Here is an 18,547-nt window from a genome sequence, read left to right as displayed (position 1 = left end):
TATGACTAGTCTGTGCTCGCCCGTCGCAGCGATGGGTGAAAATTTCTGATAAGATCATGAGTGAGTATAAGACTGAATCTCCCGTATGCATTGCTGGCACAGGTAGTTACGTGCCAGAAAGAGTCATGACCAATGCGGATCTGGAAAAGATCGTAGACACCTCTGACGAGTGGATTGCCTCGCGCACTGGCATCAAAGAGCGCCGCATCGCGGCTGAAGACGAGTTCACCTCTCACCTCGCTTACAAGGCATCACTCAAAGCGTTAGAACAATCTGGCATCGCCGCTCAAGACATCGAGCTCATCATTGTCGCCACTATCACCCCAGACACGCCAACTCCAGCGACAGCCTGCTACGTGCAGGAAATGCTCGGGGCAAAAGGCGCCGTGGCCTTTGATATCTCAGCCGCATGCTCTGGCTTCCTCTACGCCATGAAAGTAGCCAAACGACTGATCTCGGATGGCGCCTATAAAAATGCTCTCATCGTCGGCGCCGAAAAACTTTCCAGCGCTGTGAACTGGAAAGATCGTAATACTTGCATCCTCTTTGGCGATGGCGCCGGAGCCGCCGTACTCAAGCGTTCTGGCGAAAATGATGGCGAAATCCTCGCCACGGAAATGGGATCCGATGGCGCTCACACAGGCCTGCTGCGCATTCCTGGTGGCGGTTCAGCTCTGCCTATCACTCCTGAAAATGTCGACCAAAACCTCCACGGCATGGAAATGCAAGGACGTGAAGTTTTCAAAGTCGCCGTCAATGCCATGAAAAATGCCGCTGAGAAAGTCATCGAGCGCGCTGGTTTAGACACCGATGACATCCAGCTCATCATCCCACACCAAGCTAACTTACGCATCATCGATGCCATTGCTAACCGACTTTCAGTACCTAACGATCGCGTTTACGTGAACCTGCAAAAATACGGCAATACCTCAGCTGCGGCTGTAGCGATTGCTCTGGATGAAGCTCACCGTGAAGGAGCCTTCAAGCGTGGCGACAATATCATCTTAGTTGTATTTGGAGCTGGATTTACTTGGGCGGCCACTGCTATTCGTTGGTAAATTAATTTCTATCACTCACTAATTCTGCACAACGATTATGGACTCGGAGCAACTGCAAAAAGAAATCACCGCGCTGAGCAACTGGATCCCAGCGGTTAAGGAAGAAATGGGCAAGGTCCTCGTCGGCCAAGCTCAACTTGTAGACAGGCTGATTATCGGCCTCTTGTGCAAGCACCACATCTTGCTAGAAGGTGTGCCAGGCCTAGCCAAAACGCTAACAATCAATGCGCTGGCTGGCTGTCTACACGTCGACTTCTCCCGTATTCAGTTCACTCCAGATCTACTGCCAAGTGACCTGATAGGCACAATGATCTACAACCCGCAGGAAGGTAATTTCTCATCCAAGCTAGGCCCAGTATTTTCCAATATCATCCTAGCTGACGAAATTAACCGTGCGCCAGCTAAGGTTCAATCAGCACTGCTAGAAGCCATGCAGGAACGCCAAGTTACACTCGGCGAAAAAACCTACAAACTGCCAGATCCATTTCTCGTTCTCGCTACCCAGAACCCAATTGACCAAGAAGGAACCTACCAGCTGCCAGAAGCTCAGCTAGATAGATTCTTGTTCAAGGTAACACTCGACTACCCAACAGCGGAACAAGAACTCGTCATCCTCGACCGCATGGCCACCTCGGCGCCAGTCTACAAAACCAAACAAGTCGCGGATCCAAAATCAGTGATCCGTAGTATCGAGCTGGTAAACCAAATCTACATCGACCCAGCAGTGCGTAAGTACATCGTCGACATCGTGCAGGCCACTCGCCAGCCAGAGACGATTGACCCAGCGCTCGCTAACCTCGTCCGTGCAGGTGCCTCACCGCGTGCTACCATCAACATGGCTCTAGCTGCTAGAGCGCGTGCCTTCACTCTCGGTCGAGCCTACGTCACCCCGCAAGATATCAAGGACCTTGCGCCAGACATCCTACGCCACCGCATTCTGCCTAGCTACGAAGCTGAGGCTGAAGACATCACTACAGACGCTATTGTAGAAAAAATTCTCTCAGGCGTTGTCGTCCCCTAACCTATCCTAACCATGCCAATTCCAACAAACAAAGGCAACGTTGTCTGCTATCTAGATCACCAGTACCGCTGGATGACTCGTACCACCAAACAAGGCTCGGAAGTACACGTCCAACTCAACGAAATTCCAGATGGCCAAATGCTCATCGCCAAAGTGCCACGCCTCTTCAAGGAAGTCATGGTATTAGACATCATCGAGCACGGCCCAGAAATGGGCTGGGACCCAACAGTTAAAGGTCCTGATATCACCTGTAGGCTTACCAAAGGCCACTTGATTAAGCTCGAAAACTAAGCTGTTATTTTCTAATCACCTCAAAGCCTGCGGTAGACAGCTGGAAGCGACTATCCGGAATCTTCACATTCCATTGGTATTTGGTAAATACCGTGCGGATTTTTGTTTTGTCTTTGAGGTGAATTTCAAAAGCCACTAGCTGGTTCTTTTGACTGTCAATTTGGAACATCACCCACGGTAGCTCGCTGCGCATCCTGCGAGCTACTGGTGACATCGTCACCGAAAAGATCTTCTGAGCATCCATTGAGGTCTTCTCAATCTTAAAGCGCTTCTGCAACTCTGCTAGGCTAGCTGGCATCTCAGCATTGAGAAAGGCGAACTGTTTGGCATATCGACTATCAGGGGCCATCACAACTGCCTTCATTTCAGCTAGATTAAAATAGGTATAACCCGCTGGATTTCGTACAACCCGCACTTTGCTAGGCCTACCTATATCCCAGAGAAAATAGCCTGGGTGTTTCGCCCACATTTCACCCTTTGCTGTCAGCGGATCCCGCACACTTGCTAGCTGGCGAGTCTGAATAAACTCAGCCTGTACAGATCTATAATTTGCCTGCGCTGCCAGCCAGGATTCTAATGGCGCTAGATCACTCGCTCGTGCTGGCACCAACGATACTAGCAAAATTAACGCTAGATAGATTTTGATTTTATCTTTCATAAGTAATTAGGCTTCAATGACACGACCCTTCCAAGTCGACTTCACCCCGAGAAGTCGTCTAACTAAAGACGTCCACTGCACAGCTAGAAATATCACGATGCCTAAGGGATGCAGCATGGCTCCAGCTAAACAATTGCCAAACGCCACCACTTGATAGATCCGCTGAGCATAGGAAATGACTACTGATACGAACAACGCCAGCCAGCTGTAAAAACTAAATAGCTCAGTAAATGGTAGCAGCAAAACTGGTAGAACCTGCCCAGTAAGTAGCAGAACGGTAAAGAAACCTATCAACATCGGGCTGCCTATTCCCCTATGAGCATTTTTCTCCAAGCCGTTCCAAGTCTCACGGGCATTGTGGTACATTCGGCAGCTGCACAACTTTGAAATATCACATAGATCCGTGCGCCAGCCAGCTCTGCGCATAAGACGAGGTAAATCTAAGCCGTCGTGTACTGAACTCTTGATCGCCTCATGCCCGCCAATTTCAAAGTAGGCATTGCGGCGGCAAAATATCACCTGCCCACAAGCTGCAGCATAAGCTGGTGTCTTGAACCAACGCATGCGCATGATAGATAAAAATCCTAACAATATAAAATAGACCAACGGAATCAGCAGACGCTCTAGCCAGCTTCCCGTGATCTGTTTGGGAATTCCAGAAATCATGCCAAGCTCTTTCCCTTGTAGCAAAAACGCTAACATATCACCCAAGGCATCTTCTGTGACAACCACATCTGCATCCAGAAACAATAGGTATTCGTGGCTGGCGTTTTTGGCTAACTGTTCACAGGCATACATTTTCCCACCCCAGCCAGCTGGCTTCCCTTCGATAGGCAGTAAGCTGACTCGACTATCTCCAGCTGCTAACTGTGTCACTATCTCAGCCGTACGATCACTCGAGTCATCATCTCCAACAATCAGCTCAAAATCATCATGTTTGCTAGAAAGTAGAGAATCTATCAATTTCGCAATATTAGCCTCCTCATTTCTAGCTGGAATCAATACTGAAACAGCGGGTAAAGGTTTTTCCGCGCCGCGAGGAGGAAGAAAAACAAAGCTATTAATCAAACACTGCACAGCAGGTAAAGCCGCACAGGCCAGACAGACGTAAGCTATGGTATCCCAACTCATGACCGACTCCCCTCAGTTTGGCCGTCTATCATATGATCATCTTGATAGCCGCGCCACTTCATCCAGCGTCCATAAAGTCCGCCCATGCCAGCTTGCCCCGACAGTAAATTCTCGAACTGATCAGCTGACCGTTGCTTGGCTAACACAGCAAGCTCATCTTGCGCTTTGGTGAGTGCCGCTTCCATGCGCGCATGATTCTCAGCTAGCTCATGAGCTTCAGCGAGTTCGACTGCCTCGCCAAAATGCAGTAAAACTTCAGCGTGTTTTTCATTCCAATAAACGTATTCTATCGCCAGTGGCTGGAAACGAATCACCTGGGGTAACTTTACTAAATGAGCCATGCCCGACATAAAAGCTGCTGGACGCTCGCGCACATCACTAAATCGCCCTTGCGGAGTCATCCACAAGACACCACCAGATTCTATCACCGCATGAGAAATCTTTAGAAATTTGCGTGCTGATTGACGATTACCATGAGTCAGACCAAAATACCCCAAGCCTTTGAAGATGCTGTAGCGCTCTAGCATTTCGCCATCCATTGGCGTATAGTGGCCACGATTTGGCATCAATTTATTCGCTAGAAATAAGGATGCTAGTGGATCCCACCATGACGGGTGGTTTGCAAAAATCACCACTGGTTGATCAATAAAATCCTTCATCGACTTTTTACTCAGCCGCACGGCATGGAAGTTTTTTTTCAGGTAACGATGAATATACACCTGAAAAAAACGCCATTTCCATGCAGAGATGCTAGGTAAGTCTGTCGATGAAGGAACCATTGTTAACAATCCAAACAATTAGAGTTAGACTACAGCAGCTACCGCAGGAGCCGCATCTTTGTCGAGGCAATCAGCCGCAATCCATCCTGACATCATTACCATTGGCATGCCTGGTCCAGGGTGAGCAGCTCCACCACATAGGTAGAGACCGTCTAACCACGGACATTGGTTAGCTGGCTTAAATGCGCCGCCAAACAGGCCATGACTAGCAAGGCCATAAATCGCGCCATTAAGCACACGGTAACGATCGTGAATATCTTGAGGAGTTAGGTGCGCCTCCGTAACAATGCGCTCTTCAATATCCTCCATGCCTGCACAGCGCTTGAGTTTATCCAAGATCACCTGACGGTAGCCTGGTAACATTTCGTTCCAGTCTTGCCCCTCGTGTAAGTAAGGAGTGTGCACAAGCACATACAGCGCCTCTCCACCATCAGGAGCCACCGCTGGCTCAGTCATTGCTGGAGCACAAAGATAACAAGTAGGATCAGGCGCAGGAATTCCCTGTTTGTAGATAGCATCAAATTCTTCCTCAGCATTTCTAGAGAAAACAAAGTTATGATGTTGGATGTGCTCGTAGCGTTTATTGAGGCCTAGATAGAGCACGACTCCGCTACAAGCTGGCTCGTATCTATCAGCAACAAACGGCTTCTTCAATCCACCATCTACTAGCTCGTTGAAAGTACGCACACTATCGCTATTTGATATGATAGAGTCGTAGGCTTCCTCACCGTGCTCCTCACTAACGACTGCGTAAGCGCGTCCGTTTTTAGCTTTGATTTTGGTGACTTCAGCATTCAGCTTAAATTCTACACCTAAATCACCAGCTAGCTTAACCAATGCCTCTGGCACAGCTCTGGTTCCCCCCATTGGGTACCAGATGCCTTCCTCTACTTGCATGTGCGCAATACCGCAGAGCACAGCTGGCGAGCCCATTGGGCTAGATCCAACATACTGGGTGAAATGATCTAGCATCTGCGCCACACGTTCATCGTGGGCATACTTTCTAACGGTACCAGCCATACTCTTACCCATGCGTAGGGCAAACAGATCTTTGAGTACTTTCACCTCGACCATTTTTTTCAAGTTCATGGTATCGCCAACACCACCAACGCTCTTCCAGAAATAGAATTTCTTCGAGATCTCGTGCAGTTGCTCACTAATCTTGATGAACTCCTCGTATCGCTCGGCTTCACCAGCCTCATTAGAGAAACGGTCCAGCTCTTTTTTCATCGCCGCCACATCACTAACGAGGTCGAGAACTTCGCCGTCTTCATAGAAACATCGCCACTGAGGGTCTAGCGGCACCATCTCTAGATAGTCGCTCATCTCTTTGTTAGCTTCATCAAAAACGCGCTTCAGCACTTTAGGTAAAGTAAGGATGGTTGGCCCCATATCAAACCTGTAGCCGTCTTGATTTAATACGGCAGCTTTACCACCCGCCCAGGAATTCTTGTCATAGACAACTACTTTGTGGCCACGCGCAGCAGCTGTACATGCCGCCGTTAGTCCTCCTAACCCTGAGCCGATAACAGCTACATTTTTAGTCTCTGATTTCATCGTTTTGTTATTTCTTAGTTTGATTTTTCCAAGCCTTCATAAATTCCATACTAGCGCGCACACGGTCTGCCCAGCTGGAGCAATGGCTCATTTTAATGTAATTACCAATCAGTGAAGTGTGTGAGGTGATAGGTGTATCTAGCTGACCTAAAAACTTACCCCGACGAATCAATACAGTCTTAGCTCGCACCATTTCCATCAGGCCCTCTCGTCCACGAGTAGTGCCAAATCCACTCTGCTTGTAACCACCAAATGGCACCCGTGGATCAGCTGTGGGCACTATCAGGTCGTTGACCGTAATGCAGCCAACATCTAACTTTCCGGCTAATCTGATAGCTTGCTCATTTGGGCCATAAACGCTAGCTCCCAATGCATATGGTGACGCATTAACCAGCTCAGCTAGCTGGCTAACATCATCGTAGCCAATCACTCCACATACTGGAGCAAATAGATCCTCGGAACAAAATGGCATTGCCACTTCTATGTCAGTGAGCACACATGGCGAAAAAGCCCCAGTTTCAGAGAAACCTCCAACAGCTAGACTTGCTCCAGCTGATAGAGATTGATTGATAGTCAAGTTAACTCGCTGCTTTGCAGCCTCGCCCAGCATGACTTCCTCCGCACCTATCAGCTCAGCTGACAGGGCATGGACAAAATCATGCAGCACAGAATTAGCGACAAAAAGACGACGAGGAGAAATGCAGGTACAGCCATCATTCAGGCACAGCCCGTAAGCAATGAGTTTAGCTACTCGTTCAATGTCAGCGCCCTCAAGAATAACCGCGGCATCATTTCCAGAAAGTTCTACCACGCTAGGTTTCAGCTTTGCCGCCTGCGAGGCTAACACCTTCCTCCCCGTCTCAGCTGAACCTGTGAATATCACTTTGTCAAAACCATGCTCAACAGCCACTTTGCTAGACTCAACACTAGTCGCTAGCAGCTGGATGATATCAGGCGGGAAACCGACCTCGTCCATAATTTCCAGAAGTAGCTCCAGACTAGCAGATTCATTTTCAGCAGGTTTAATCACCACCGCATTGCCGGCGACCAGAGCCTGAAATGCCAATGCGGCTGACAATAGAAACGGGTAGTTAGAAGGAGCAATGATTAGAATCGTACCATGCGGTTCATAGTGAACTTCAGAGTCCACCGTGCCCATCCACAGTGGTCGCCCCCTAACGCCAAGTCTACGAGGACGCAGCAATTTCTCACCTTCATTCTCGAGAAATTTCATTGCATCTAAAGTCGGCAGTAGCTCAGCACTGAGACTGAGAGCTAGGTCCTCTCGCTGGATCAACTCAGCAATATCACTGGCCCGTAACGCCATTTCACGTCGCAACTTTTTCAGCAATACAAGGCGGTCGCCCACCGAGTTATTACGCCACGATCGAGCAGCCATCATAGCACGCCGGTGCACACTAACACATTGATGTTGTAATTCGCTAGACATCGTCATTCAATAGAAAATTTAAGCTGTTCGCGCGGATGCTCTCACTGGGCCAGACTTCAACAAATTCTTAATCCTCGAGCCAGCTGAGTGTTCACTCAGGCCGAGGTCATCTAAGGCTAATTTAGAACTCATACGCGCAGATTCAAAGATGACCGGCAAGCCGCTACCGGGATGGGTTCCTCCTCCAGTTAGGTAGACACCATCGAGGTCTTCAAAACGGTTTCGTGGACGTAGATGCAACATCTGCTTGAATGTGTGCGCCAGATTAAAGGTGGCTCCCAGGTGAATCTGGTAGTCTTCGTCCCAGTTTTTTGGCGTCACCATATACTCGTACTCGATACGCTCGCGCACATCATCGAGTCCAATTTTCTTAAGTTGATCTAGCGCAATTTCACGATAACGAGCTTGTTCTTCATCCCAGTTGATTTTTTCAGTTTGGTGAGGAACAGGCAATAGAATGTAGAGAGTGCTCATCCCCTCAGGCGACAAGCTCGGATCCGTGACACAGGCATTCTGCACATAAAATGACGGGTCATCTGATAGAGTCATCTTATTTTCTATCTGATCCAAGTTATCACTATAGTCTTTAGAAATATAAATCGTATGATGTTTGAGATCATCATATTTCCCCTTAATCCCCAAATAGAGCATGAAGGTAGAACAAGAAAACTGCTTCTTATCTATCTGTTTGTCTGACCAACGGTTGCGTAAACTATCAGGAACCAAGCGTGTCATGCTACGTGCAAAGTCAGCATTCAACACGGTAGCATCAGTAGCATGCATGCCGCTGGCACTGCGTACTTTCGTTACGCGTTTCCCATCAAAATCAAACCCCTTAACTTCGTCGTTGAGGTGTATGTTAACCCCCATTTTCTCAGCCAGTTTTGCCATCACCTTAGTTACTTGGCCGCAGCCACCAATGGGATGATAGACGCCGTATTCATATTCCAAGAATGACAAGATTGAAAATAAGCTAGGACATCTAAATGGCGACATGCCAAGGTATTTTGACTGAAAACTGAAAGCCAAACGAATGCGTTCATCTTTGAAAAATCGACCCAGATCACCATCCAAGCTGAGCTGCGGGCGTAGCAGTGGCAACAGCTTAAGCAAACCCGGATCCATTAGATCTTTCCAGCCGTGAAATGGGCGCTGGAGAATTGGCTCAAACGCCTTTAACTTTTCGCGATTATCATTGAAGAAATGCTCTAATGCATCTGCATCTGTTGGGCTAATACGAGCGACTTCTTCCTTCATTTTCTCAAGGTTAGATGTCGCGTCTATCTGACCACCGGCTCCAAAGATAATCCGGTATTGTGGATCTAACCGGACCATGTCTAGCTCTTTGTCTAAATCAAATCCACAGGTATCAAAAATTTCACGCAGAACGCGTGGATACATAAAAAAAGTTGGTCCAAGGTCGAATTTGAATCCCGCCCCACTGTGAATGGAAGTTCGCCCCCCCACTACATCAGCCCGCTCAAATACATCAACTTTTACACCGCGCTGAGCCAGCAGCATAGCCGTAGCTAAGCCGCCTGGACCAGCACCAACGATGGCGGCTTTCTTCTTATTCCTTGTCATTAGAGCACTCATGGTTTTGCGAAATACTACAACACGTCTACAACTTGTCTATATTTTGTCAATATAAAGATTGATTTTAGCTCAATAGATACAATAATCCACTCAGCTTCAGTTTATAATTTATCCCACAAAACCTAGACAAGTCGACCAACATTTTTAATAATCAATGACAATGCCATTCTTTTCCTGCAACATCGACCGTAGAGGACAAAAAATCCGCGCCTTTATAGGCACCCTCTGCCTGCTTTCAGCTGGCTTAGTTCATCATTTTTTTGAATTCTACCCAGTTAGCACACCATTATTTCTCGCTGGCATCTTCTGCCTTATCGAAGCCGCTAGAAAATGGTGTCTACTGCGCGCCCTGAAAATTAAAACACCTTGGTAGCCTAAGCTAGTCATCTTCTGAGCTCATGCCCAACTCACGCAAAACACTGTCTAGCACAGCTAGTTGGATTCTTGTTATTCTGCTAGCTAGCTGGGGCATTACTCAGCTGAAGCTAGATACTGATATCTTGGGTGTCTTTCCTAGCAGCGAACCCGAGATCAAAGCCCTCAGATCCTATCAGGACGTGATAGAAGACGGTGGTGAACTCATTGTTACCCTAAGGTGCTCAGCTGAAGATGCTGGGTTACTAGCCGAACAAGCTGAACTGCTAGCCGAGCTATATCAAACCGAAAAGCTAGCTAGCGAAGTCCGTTATCGTCCCGCATGGGAGCAATCAGCCGGAGCCCTTGGCGAGCTAGTTGCCTACGCTTGGGTCAATGGAAGTGCAGGTGAGTTCCAGCAGCTAGAGGAGAAATTATCGACATCAAATAGCAGCAAGCAGCTTAGCAAATCGCTAGAAACTTTAGCGACTAACATGGATGCCTATGACATCGCGATTACCTCTCGAGATCCATTTGACCTATTCAACCACAGTGCATTCACGCAATACTTTGCATCAGCTAATACTAGCGACAATGGCTATGAAAGCGCCGACGGTCAGATGCATCTGTTAATTCTAAAGCCAGCGGTAGAGTTTTCAGGTTTTCGTGAAGCTGACCAATGGCTACAAAATGTGCGCCAGCAAACTGAGCTATGGCGGCTAGACAACCGAAGCTGGATAGAGATTGGCATGACTGGCGGACCAGTGTTCGCGTCAGAAATTGGCGCAGGTATCCAGCGCGATATGCGAGGTACGGTTGGCCTAACTATTATTGCATGTACTGTCCTTTTTTGGATCTTGCTTCGCCGCAAGCGGCTACTCATGTGGTTGGGCGCCATGCTAGCTATCACCTTTTTTCTAACCCTTGGTATTGGCGGCCTCGTGCTCGGTGAAATCAGCATGATGAGCGTAGGTTTCGCCTCCATTCTAATTGGGCTCGCGGTAGACTACGGCATGGTCATTTGCCAAGAAGTGCAAGTTACCGGAGCTAACCGAAAGCAGCTAGAAATAGCCGTGCGCAAAGCCATTATCTGGGCGGCTCTCACAACAGCTACTGTTTTTGGAGCGCTTAGCTTGAGCAGTCTCCCTGGCATCCGCCAGTTAGGCATACTCGTAGCCATTGGCATCCTCGTCGGAGCAGCAGTTATGCTTAGTTGGTTTTTGCCCATCGTGGTTAAATCCACCAAAGAATCTGCTCAGCTCAAGAAAAAATCTAGATTCCTACCAGCGCGTATGGCGACATGTAGCATGGCGATCCTACTCGTTCTAGCTAGCTGGCCACTAGTGCAATTTGGCGTTCCAAAACTCAACTTCGACCTAGACAGCTTACATCCATCACAAAGTGAAGCCAAAACCCAGCTGGATTTAATCCGTGAATCATTTCCTAATTGGGACAACAAAACCGTCAATATTGTTAGTCAGAGTCTAGACGACGAGGCCATGGTTAGCGAGCTGCAGATGCTCGAGAAAAAACTACACAATGCGGAGGAAAATGGGCTGATTGACCGATCGTCAACACCTCTAGCATTTTGGCCCAACCGTGAGAACCAGCAAACAAACCAACAAAGTATTAAGTGGCTACTAACTAACCAGAAGCGACTCGAAGAGGAAGCGCTTGAAATAGGATTTACCAATCAAGCTCTGGTTTTGACACGATCATTTTTCTCTCAGCTAAGTAAGTTCAGTAATCTAGCAAACAGCAAAACTCCCTATTACCCGAGCCAGGCTGAAACGCTAACGATGCTTAATCACCAAATCAGTAGAGATACAGCTGGCGCCTTCACCGCCATTTCTCAAATCAGCCCAAATGATTTCCCTTTAGTTGCTCAACCACATCATCTAACTCCACTGAAAAGCATCAATACAGAGCACAGCACTGTAACTGGATGGACGGTTCTGCGGCCAGTAATTCTACCTTTGATAGAACGTGACATCCTTCGTGTCTTCATCCCAATGGGAATATTACTCATATCAATGTTAGTTTTTGTGTTTAGAGATTGGCGCGATGTATTAGCAGCTTTGCTCTGCCTATGCCTGCCCCCCTTACTGCTCAATGTATTCATGCAACTGACACCATTCAGCTGGAATTTTCTCAATGTTATCGCCGTTCCCCTACTGCTAGGGATGGGCATGGACTACAGTATTCACATGATTTTCTCGCTGCGCCGCTACCGCCACCAGCCAGAAAAAGTGTGGCATGGAACCTGCAAAGCATTAATCTACTGCAGCCTAACAACATCAATTGGGTTCGGTGCTTTATCCCTAGCTTCTAATGAAGCACTAAAAAGCATGGGTATCATCTGTGCCGCTGGCATTCTCATTTGCATGGCCTTTGCTGTTTTTTTCCTGCCAGGTATTTGGAGATCTTTGCATAAGCAATTATGAATCACAAAACTGATAGGTTGCACGGATAACAAATCAACCGTTTAAAAAAACTAGCTACATCTATCAAATGACACCTTGATCAGGAGTCTTGCCTTTCCTAAGTGTTGCCTGCGTTACTAGCAAACCATTATTTCACAATGCAAAAAACACTCTTCACCCTAGGGCTCATAGCTGCGTGCAGTGCCGCGCAAGCTCAAGAAAAGACTAACCAAGCAGAAAAGCCAGATGTCGTTATTATGGCGGGTATTGGCGGCGGCTATTTCAATTACAACATAACTAACAACTTTGGCACAACTATAACCGATTCTCTCGGCAACTATTTAGGCTCAACTAACGATGGAGGCGAAGCCGAAGGATGGGGATTTGACGGTAATGTGTATATGGAGTTTCACAACGCGACCGTAAATCTAAATAATAGCTACTTCACAACACCTGCTTGGCTCACCGTAAATGCTGGTTACCAATCATTTTCAAGTAAGGGTAGTGCAAGAAAGACAATTGATAACAGTACACTAAATGGCTATATGGGATTTGTGGCCGTTCAACCTATTGATGGCTCCTCACCAAGCTACGCAGTTGATATTCTCTATCAAGAAAGTCAGGAAATTTCACATAAATATACAACCGATTATTCACGATTCTACGGAGAGATTGGCCTATCTGCTAGAGCGGAAAATAACCACCAATGGGGCTTATCTCTATATTTATCAAGCTACGACAGTAAGCTATCTAGTAATATCAATGGCTCTCATGAATTAATTCAAGGCTATGGCAGCTCCTTAGATGAGTCATTAGACGGTTACTCAATTGGCCCGAGTTTAAACTGGAAACATTACTATGAGATCAATGATAAGTGGGCTGTTGACTCGGCGATCAACCTAGCTGCCTTGTATACCAGTGCTGATATGAAGGCGTCTCAGAATAGTTATGAAGATGCTGGAACCATGCAAAATTTCACAACTACTGACAGCACTTATGATTTTGCATTTCTAGCAGAATACAAAGTGAGTGTGGTCTACGCGGTCAATGAACGATTTGAGCTCGGAGCCCAAGCAGGTATTCGAGTTCGAAATGACATGTATGAATTTAATAACCCGACTTCAAGTGACGGACAAAATATATATGATACGAGCAGTTATCCAGGTAACTCAGCCAAACTAAAGCAAACCTACATGGTCAATCCATTTGTGGGCTTCAGTGCTAACTTCACATTCTAACTAAGAAAATGGGCGGATGAGAATATCATCCGCCCATCTTTAGAATCTTGTATTTATGTGCTAACCAAAAAGGTTTTTCACAGCGCCTAGCAGGTCGTCCCCTTCAGGCATTTCCCCTTTAGCTGCGGCATCAAGCAGCGGCTCTAAATTATCAGGTACTTTGGTTTTGATATAACCAAGCACGGTATCAATCGCCTGCTGGCTCATTTCTTCACTCAGGCCTAGATCGACTAACTTCTTTTGTAATTCATTCATAACTATACCATCAAAGCAAATTCCGCCAGCTAGGGCAATCATCATCGTGATATCCAGCTAGGCAGATGATCTTTACCAAACCGAGACATTCCATTCCTCCAACATCTCTTCGGGAATGTCATCAATAAATCGTGAAGGACTAAGCACGTAATCACCAGTGTAGCTGCGCGGGTTTGTCATTGGATAGACCATGTAAATTTGATCTTTAGCACGCGTTAGAGCGACATAAAATAGCCGCCTTTCCTCTTCAAAACTTTCATTATCCCCAGCATCGAGCACGCGCCCAGTTGGGAACATGCCATCAGCTAGCCCAATGAGGAAAACGACTTTCCATTCGAGCCCTTTGGCCTGATGGATAGATGAAAGCAAGATCGCTGGTTCATCTTTTTGATTTTGTTGTTTCTGCTGAGCCGGGTCACCATCCACCGATGACATCAGAGATAGCTGTGAGAGGAAGTCGACAACGTCTTCGAACTTCTCGCTATACTCCATCAATGTCTCAATGTCTTTGCGGCGACTATCGTAATTATCAAATGTCGCCTTAAGATATTCGTCGTAGCTCCCTTCGAAAACAGCATAGATCATCTGACTTGGGCTAGCTAACTTTCCAGCAGGTGCGAGTTCATCCAAAATGTAAGCCATCTGCTCCCAGTCAGATTTGGCTTTTGCTGGAACTTTAAACTTCAGCAAAAGCTCGGAGAATGAGGCTGGTAATTTATCACGAACGGCGAATTCGGTAGCCGCCCAGTCGCGCCATAGCCGCTCAGCAGTTTTAGCGCCGACACCAGGCAACATGAGAACCATGCGCTGAAAACTAACTTCATCTTTGAGGTTACAAACAAAACGAATATAGGCAGCTACATCTTTGACGTGCGCTTGTTCAAAGAACCTCAAGCCGCTAGTGATTTCAAATTGGAACCCACGGTGGGCCAGCTCCATCTGTAACTCCATGCTCTGATAGTGTGCACGATAAAGAACGGCAATCTCGTTCGGTTTAATTCCATCACCATCGATTAGATCTTGAATGCGCTCGCAAACAAACTGCGCCTGCATCGAAGTATTCTCAATCGGCACAAGAGCTGGTGTCATTTGTCCGCCTTCACGAACGGCACGCAGCTCTTTTTCGTACTGTTCTGTGTTCGCTCTAATCGCGGCGTTAGATATTTCTAGAATTTCTGGAACTGAGCGGTAATTAGTTTCAATTTTGTACACTTTAGCATCTGGATAATGCTCCTCAAAAGCGAGGATGTTGCGCATATCCGCCCCGCGCCACGAATAGATAGATTGAGCATCATCACCGACCACCATCAGGCTCTTATGCTTAGAAACTAACAAGTTAATTAACTTGCTCTGCACACTATTGGTATCCTGATACTCATCCACTAGCACATGCTTAAACTTTCGCTGATAGAGACCACGAAGTTCTTCATTATCCTGAAGTAAGTTCAAAGTTCGCACCAATAGATCATCAAAATCCATCGAATTGGTGGCCAATTTTTTAGCCTCATAGCCAAGCTGCACCTGCCGAATATCCTCCAGCTTGTGGGCAAAGTATTCATAACTCTCCTCAATGATATCATCGAGCGAGACCTCGGTATTCACCACCATGCTAAACATCGTCGCCAACAAATCAGGTTTAGGAAACCCCTTACCTTTGACCTCAATCTTTAGATCCGCCAATACTGTTTTCAGCATCGCCTTTTGATCATCGCGATCGAGGATGGAAAACGAACGCGTAAACCCAAGCTCATCTGCATGACGGCGCAGAATACGACTACCTATCGAGTGGAAGGTGCCCGTCCACAGGGCTGACAAGTCTTGTGGAACCAGTTGGCTGACGCGCTCCATCATCTCGCGGGCGGCTTTATTGGTGAATGTTAGCAGCAAAATACTGCCTGGCTGAGCACCTTGATCGAGCAGATACGCCACGCGGTGAGTCAGCGTGCGCGTTTTTCCCGAGCCAGCTCCAGCAATGACCAATGCTGGTCCAGGACGAGAAGTCACAGCCAGTAATTGTTGCTCGTTGAGCTCCGCGGCATAGTTGATACCTGAGGCATTTGCCAGCGGAGTGGATCGGTTCATTTGGTAGTCACGCGCCATGCCGTAGACTCATCTGCCTAGGGCAATTCGTCAAGCCGCAGCTTTTTTGCGAGACACATTCACCCGCATGCGGCAGAATCTAACTTAACCTGCATTTCTTTATTGCTAGAAAGGAACGTAGATCTAGATTCGTAGTATAACATGGAAATTATTCCACACATGATATGAAAACGACGAGCCTTTCCATACTCACTAGCACAGCTGTACTGTGTAGCCTGATAACCGCCTGCGTTGAGCCACCATCTGAACCAATCAGCCAGCCGCCAGTCGTCGAAGTAAAACCAGCTATCCCGAGCCTAAGCTCCACTGAATGGTTCCAACAAGTAGGCCTGCTCACAGGTGTAAATCCATCTATCGGCACAGGGCCAGCACCAGCATCACCAGAGTGGATGAAAGCCGTAGGTGAGAAATCCTACGTCAATGCAGGTGGCCACGGACCTGACTATGGCAGTGATGAATGGCTGCGAGCCGTTCACCGTAAGGTGTTCAGAGTAGAACCCTGATAGACACCTCTCATTTTAGATAGAAGGAGCCATCATCCATGCACCCTTGGGTGCATGAATGCTATTCTATCAGCTATGAAAAATTGAATTTATTGGATCGCACTAAGCGACCTAACTGGCTAGGCAGCTACGCTATAATGCATGGAGATATCGCGGATGATTCTGTCTCGACGGTCACGAGCTTTTTCCAAAGCTCTCGTCTTCAGAGAGAAACGTAATCTCTCTGAGGTAGAATCCGCCTTATGTACAGTGATGTGACACCACCAGATGCCACGGTTGTTCCATAAATGGTGATTAGGATTCGCTTCGTTTACCCTAAGTGCTAGTTTGGCTGTTTTAGAGAGCATCGCTATATTTGTTAGTGGTTGTAAATTGAGTGCTTACCCTAGTTAGTAACTCAGTCGATAGGCATCGACAAAAGGGGCAACTAACTAAGTTCATACACACTTAGAGCTAAGCATTGGCTGAGAACAAAACACAGCATACTCGCGTGACAGATTCGCCATCAACAAGATGCCACTCATTGTTCAGCTGGGACATTGCCAATTGCTGCTCAGATCGTGTAATCATCTCCACTACAGCAAAGGCCGCGCCAACTTCTAAAAATACATAAGAAAAATATTATTTTCCTAGCTGAGGCTGATTACGGTCAACTCAAGATGACTACCTAACAAGAGCAATATACATGATAGTGACAAACACTGGCGGCATAATGAAGCGGAAAATATAGTCAATCCGGTGGGCCAGCTGAGACTTTTTGTTATGTGTCAACGCGGCTGTAATTACCGCTTCATTAAGGGTGACAAAAACTGCCAGAGTTGAGCCCAGAATGAAAATATCAATTCTAGTTAGGTAGGGCACCACTGGCATATCTTTAGCTATGGCGAATCGATAGGCGATCAATGTTAACATCGAGGTTGTGGCCACACCAATCTGTGGACCAGCCTGAGAAGGGTCTATCCAGAAAACAATCCACGACATCATCACAATCAGTACTAGTGGCAAAATCACCTTCACTAAATAGTATTCATAATAGCGGCTTGCTTCGATGCGCACGACAAACAGGTCAGCCTCGGGAAATCCTTCAAACAAAGAGCGGTATTCAACCTGTGAATCTAATGAAATGATTTTCCAATCGGGCAGAGAAAACTTATTCGACATCGATGCTATTCCATCTTTGGTTTTCACTAACTTCACACTGCCCTTTTTCTCACCTACCGCAATCATCGTGATCGTGAAAATCTGGTGATCAAAAGGAAAGTCCTCTAGATCAAATGGCTGAGCTAGCTTTCCCCATACGCGCTGGCGCATGCTCACAGTGCCATCCGGATGAACTTCTGCCATCTCAGGCAATGTTCTAATCAAGCGCTGTTGGTTTGTGATTTGTAATGAAGGATGCCAGATATCCTTCAGCTGGACTAACAAGGCCTCTTTGTTATCGTGAACTAATCGAGGGTCATGCCACTTTGCGGCATAAAAAAAGTTAATTGTGAAGGTCTGGTTGGCACTATCAACATTATCAATATCTAGCAACAGGAACTGCATTTCTACCTCCGTAGGTCCAGCGTCTGGGTTAGGTCGGCTAGTATTACTCTCCACAGCTGCCGGCAAGGAAGCCGCTACAGCTAGAAATAACAGCCCGATCCACAATCGATGAATAGTTGGTAATTTCTTCATGATGAATACATTGAAACCAACTACCAGCTAACACCCATTTGGGCTATTTGGCAAGTTTCCTCAGCAAGAAGCTGAGGAACTATCAGAATAAAGCTACAGCAGCACCGCCGCACCGGCATACGTAGCGAGGAAAAATGGCACTAGCAAACTGAGCAAATGCCACTCAAAGCGGACAAAGAAAAAACTAAAAACTACAATCACGGGCAGAGCAAAAAAAGCATCTGCGGTGAAAACTGAACCTAGCAAAATAAATGGAAAACTGGCCACGCCGTAACCAAGCATCTCCCAGCTAGCATCAGCATAGGCAGAACCAATACCGCAGCCTCCCGCTACTAATACAAACAATAAGAAGACCCGCCCAAATACTGATTGAAGGGCATCAACAAATGGGCTTACAGGGTATTCATCCATAACTAAATTATGGATAGAAGCTTACAGGCGTCAACTAACTATTCC

At 46.9% G+C, this 18,547-nt stretch carries 18 protein-coding genes; 7 read left to right on the top strand and 11 right to left on the bottom strand.

The features are described 5' to 3' along the window. Window positions 1–56: 56 nt before the first annotated feature. The 3 genes from JIN82_RS11990 to JIN82_RS11980 are packed head-to-tail and all read left to right on the top strand — an operon-like array spanning window position 57 to window position 2,370. The gene (locus JIN82_RS11990) at window positions 57–1,058 is read left to right on the top strand and encodes a beta-ketoacyl-ACP synthase III (protein WP_200311885.1); all 1,002 of its coding nucleotides are present in this window, start codon (window positions 57–59) and stop codon (window positions 1,056–1,058) included. Between the two features lie 37 nt (window positions 1,059–1,095). Continuing rightward, on the top strand, window positions 1,096–2,079 hold the full coding sequence (locus JIN82_RS11985) for an AAA family ATPase (RefSeq protein ID WP_200311884.1): 984 nt from the start codon (window positions 1,096–1,098) through the stop codon (window positions 2,077–2,079). 12 nt (window positions 2,080–2,091) lie between these two features. Further along, entirely contained in the window at window positions 2,092–2,370 is a 279-nt protein-coding gene (locus tag JIN82_RS11980) for a hypothetical protein (protein ID WP_200311883.1), read from the top strand. Window positions 2,371–2,374: 4 nt separating this feature from the next. Here the strand turns inward: JIN82_RS11980 and JIN82_RS11975 are convergent, their stop codons facing one another. The 6 genes from JIN82_RS11975 to crtI are packed head-to-tail and all read right to left on the bottom strand — an operon-like array spanning window position 2,375 to window position 9,541. Beyond that, window positions 2,375–3,028 (bottom strand): LolA family protein, encoded by a 654-nt coding sequence (locus tag JIN82_RS11975; RefSeq protein WP_200311882.1) that lies wholly within the window; start codon window positions 3,026–3,028, stop codon window positions 2,375–2,377. 6 nt (window positions 3,029–3,034) lie between these two features. Next, window positions 3,035–4,159 (bottom strand): glycosyltransferase family 2 protein, encoded by a 1,125-nt coding sequence (locus tag JIN82_RS11970; RefSeq protein ID WP_200311881.1) that lies wholly within the window; start codon window positions 4,157–4,159, stop codon window positions 3,035–3,037. Further along, window positions 4,156–4,938: a lysophospholipid acyltransferase family protein gene (locus JIN82_RS11965; protein WP_200311880.1), complete on the bottom strand. Its 783-nt coding sequence runs from the start codon at window positions 4,936–4,938 to the stop codon at window positions 4,156–4,158. Before JIN82_RS11965 ends, JIN82_RS11970 begins: the two co-directional genes overlap by 4 nt. A gap of 24 nt (window positions 4,939–4,962) precedes the next feature. Further along, complete coding sequence (locus JIN82_RS11960) at window positions 4,963–6,495, bottom strand: phytoene desaturase family protein (RefSeq protein ID WP_200311879.1); 1,533 nt, start codon at window positions 6,493–6,495, stop codon at window positions 4,963–4,965. A gap of 7 nt (window positions 6,496–6,502) precedes the next feature. Beyond that, window positions 6,503–7,945, bottom strand: coding sequence for an aldehyde dehydrogenase family protein (locus JIN82_RS11955; RefSeq protein WP_200311878.1), 1,443 nt, complete (start codon window positions 7,943–7,945; stop codon window positions 6,503–6,505). An 18-nt stretch (window positions 7,946–7,963) separates the two neighbouring features. Then, the gene (crtI, locus tag JIN82_RS11950; RefSeq protein WP_200311877.1) at window positions 7,964–9,541 is read right to left on the bottom strand and encodes a phytoene desaturase family protein; all 1,578 of its coding nucleotides are present in this window, start codon (window positions 9,539–9,541) and stop codon (window positions 7,964–7,966) included. Window positions 9,542–9,701: 160 nt separating this feature from the next. Between crtI and JIN82_RS11945 the strand changes: the two genes are divergently transcribed. From JIN82_RS11945 to JIN82_RS11935, 3 genes are all read left to right on the top strand, one after another. After that, entirely contained in the window at window positions 9,702–9,914 is a 213-nt protein-coding gene (locus tag JIN82_RS11945) for a hypothetical protein (RefSeq protein ID WP_234041970.1), read from the top strand. A 25-nt stretch (window positions 9,915–9,939) separates the two neighbouring features. Next, window positions 9,940–12,339 (top strand): MMPL family transporter, encoded by a 2,400-nt coding sequence (locus JIN82_RS11940; protein ID WP_200311875.1) that lies wholly within the window; start codon window positions 9,940–9,942, stop codon window positions 12,337–12,339. 137 nt (window positions 12,340–12,476) lie between these two features. Next, window positions 12,477–13,556 carry a hypothetical protein gene (locus JIN82_RS11935; protein ID WP_200311874.1) on the top strand — a complete coding sequence of 360 codons (1,080 nt, stop codon included), beginning with the start codon at window positions 12,477–12,479 and terminating at the stop codon, window positions 13,554–13,556. A gap of 60 nt (window positions 13,557–13,616) precedes the next feature. Here the strand turns inward: JIN82_RS11935 and JIN82_RS11930 are convergent, their stop codons facing one another. Both JIN82_RS11930 and JIN82_RS11925 read right to left on the bottom strand, forming a co-directional pair. Next, the gene (locus JIN82_RS11930) at window positions 13,617–13,811 is read right to left on the bottom strand and encodes a hypothetical protein (RefSeq protein WP_200311873.1); all 195 of its coding nucleotides are present in this window, start codon (window positions 13,809–13,811) and stop codon (window positions 13,617–13,619) included. Window positions 13,812–13,883: 72 nt separating this feature from the next. After that, a complete protein-coding gene (locus JIN82_RS11925) occupies window positions 13,884–15,911 on the bottom strand; it encodes an ATP-dependent helicase (protein WP_200311872.1) in 2,028 nt (675 codons plus the stop codon). A gap of 164 nt (window positions 15,912–16,075) precedes the next feature. On the opposite strand from JIN82_RS11925, the gene JIN82_RS11920 reads away from it, so the two are divergent. Continuing rightward, window positions 16,076–16,414 carry a hypothetical protein gene (locus JIN82_RS11920; protein WP_200311871.1) on the top strand — a complete coding sequence of 113 codons (339 nt, stop codon included), beginning with the start codon at window positions 16,076–16,078 and terminating at the stop codon, window positions 16,412–16,414. A 119-nt stretch (window positions 16,415–16,533) separates the two neighbouring features. Here the strand turns inward: JIN82_RS11920 and JIN82_RS17255 are convergent, their stop codons facing one another. The 3 genes from JIN82_RS17255 to JIN82_RS11910 all read right to left on the bottom strand — a co-directional run bounded on the left by JIN82_RS17255 (window position 16,534) and on the right by JIN82_RS11910 (window position 18,502). Then, on the bottom strand, window positions 16,534–16,761 hold the full coding sequence (locus JIN82_RS17255) for a hypothetical protein (protein WP_234041969.1): 228 nt from the start codon (window positions 16,759–16,761) through the stop codon (window positions 16,534–16,536). A gap of 316 nt (window positions 16,762–17,077) precedes the next feature. Continuing rightward, on the bottom strand, window positions 17,078–18,091 hold the full coding sequence (locus tag JIN82_RS11915) for a ligand-gated ion channel (protein ID WP_200311870.1): 1,014 nt from the start codon (window positions 18,089–18,091) through the stop codon (window positions 17,078–17,080). 93 nt (window positions 18,092–18,184) lie between these two features. Continuing rightward, window positions 18,185–18,502, bottom strand: coding sequence for a hypothetical protein (locus tag JIN82_RS11910; RefSeq protein ID WP_200311869.1), 318 nt, complete (start codon window positions 18,500–18,502; stop codon window positions 18,185–18,187). Between the last annotated feature and the right edge of the window lie 45 nt (window positions 18,503–18,547).

Origin of the sequence: Persicirhabdus sediminis, assembly GCF_016595495.1 — a bacterium.
GTDB classification, from domain to species: Bacteria; Verrucomicrobiota; Verrucomicrobiia; order Verrucomicrobiales; family Akkermansiaceae; genus Persicirhabdus; species Persicirhabdus sediminis.
Note: the sequence above shows the minus strand (reverse complement) of the source record. Positions and strands in the feature narration are given on the sequence as shown.

Coding starts and splice junctions, on each gene's coding strand:
- JIN82_RS11970 (WP_200311881.1), bottom strand. CDS start 4,159: ATGAGTTGGGATACCATAGCTTACGTCTGTCTGGCCTGTGCGGCTTTA.
- JIN82_RS11980 (WP_200311883.1), top strand. CDS start 2,092: ATGCCAATTCCAACAAACAAAGGCAACGTTGTCTGCTATCTAGATCAC.
- JIN82_RS11910 (WP_200311869.1), bottom strand. CDS start 18,502: ATGGATGAATACCCTGTAAGCCCATTTGTTGATGCCCTTCAATCAGTA.
- crtI (WP_200311877.1), bottom strand. CDS start 9,541: ATGAGTGCTCTAATGACAAGGAATAAGAAGAAAGCCGCCATCGTTGGT.
- JIN82_RS11940 (WP_200311875.1), top strand. CDS start 9,940: ATGCCCAACTCACGCAAAACACTGTCTAGCACAGCTAGTTGGATTCTT.
- JIN82_RS11945 (WP_234041970.1), top strand. CDS start 9,702: ATGCCATTCTTTTCCTGCAACATCGACCGTAGAGGACAAAAAATCCGC.
- JIN82_RS17255 (WP_234041969.1), bottom strand. CDS start 16,761: ATGCTCTCTAAAACAGCCAAACTAGCACTTAGGGTAAACGAAGCGAAT.
- JIN82_RS11925 (WP_200311872.1), bottom strand. CDS start 15,911: ATGGCGCGTGACTACCAAATGAACCGATCCACTCCGCTGGCAAATGCC.
- JIN82_RS11965 (WP_200311880.1), bottom strand. CDS start 4,938: ATGGTTCCTTCATCGACAGACTTACCTAGCATCTCTGCATGGAAATGG.
- JIN82_RS11935 (WP_200311874.1), top strand. CDS start 12,477: ATGCAAAAAACACTCTTCACCCTAGGGCTCATAGCTGCGTGCAGTGCC.
- JIN82_RS11920 (WP_200311871.1), top strand. CDS start 16,076: ATGAAAACGACGAGCCTTTCCATACTCACTAGCACAGCTGTACTGTGT.
- JIN82_RS11955 (WP_200311878.1), bottom strand. CDS start 7,945: ATGTCTAGCGAATTACAACATCAATGTGTTAGTGTGCACCGGCGTGCT.
- JIN82_RS11985 (WP_200311884.1), top strand. CDS start 1,096: ATGGACTCGGAGCAACTGCAAAAAGAAATCACCGCGCTGAGCAACTGG.
- JIN82_RS11930 (WP_200311873.1), bottom strand. CDS start 13,811: ATGAATGAATTACAAAAGAAGTTAGTCGATCTAGGCCTGAGTGAAGAA.
- JIN82_RS11975 (WP_200311882.1), bottom strand. CDS start 3,028: ATGAAAGATAAAATCAAAATCTATCTAGCGTTAATTTTGCTAGTATCG.
- JIN82_RS11960 (WP_200311879.1), bottom strand. CDS start 6,495: ATGAAATCAGAGACTAAAAATGTAGCTGTTATCGGCTCAGGGTTAGGA.
- JIN82_RS11915 (WP_200311870.1), bottom strand. CDS start 18,091: ATGAAGAAATTACCAACTATTCATCGATTGTGGATCGGGCTGTTATTT.
- JIN82_RS11990 (WP_200311885.1), top strand. CDS start 57: ATGAGTGAGTATAAGACTGAATCTCCCGTATGCATTGCTGGCACAGGT.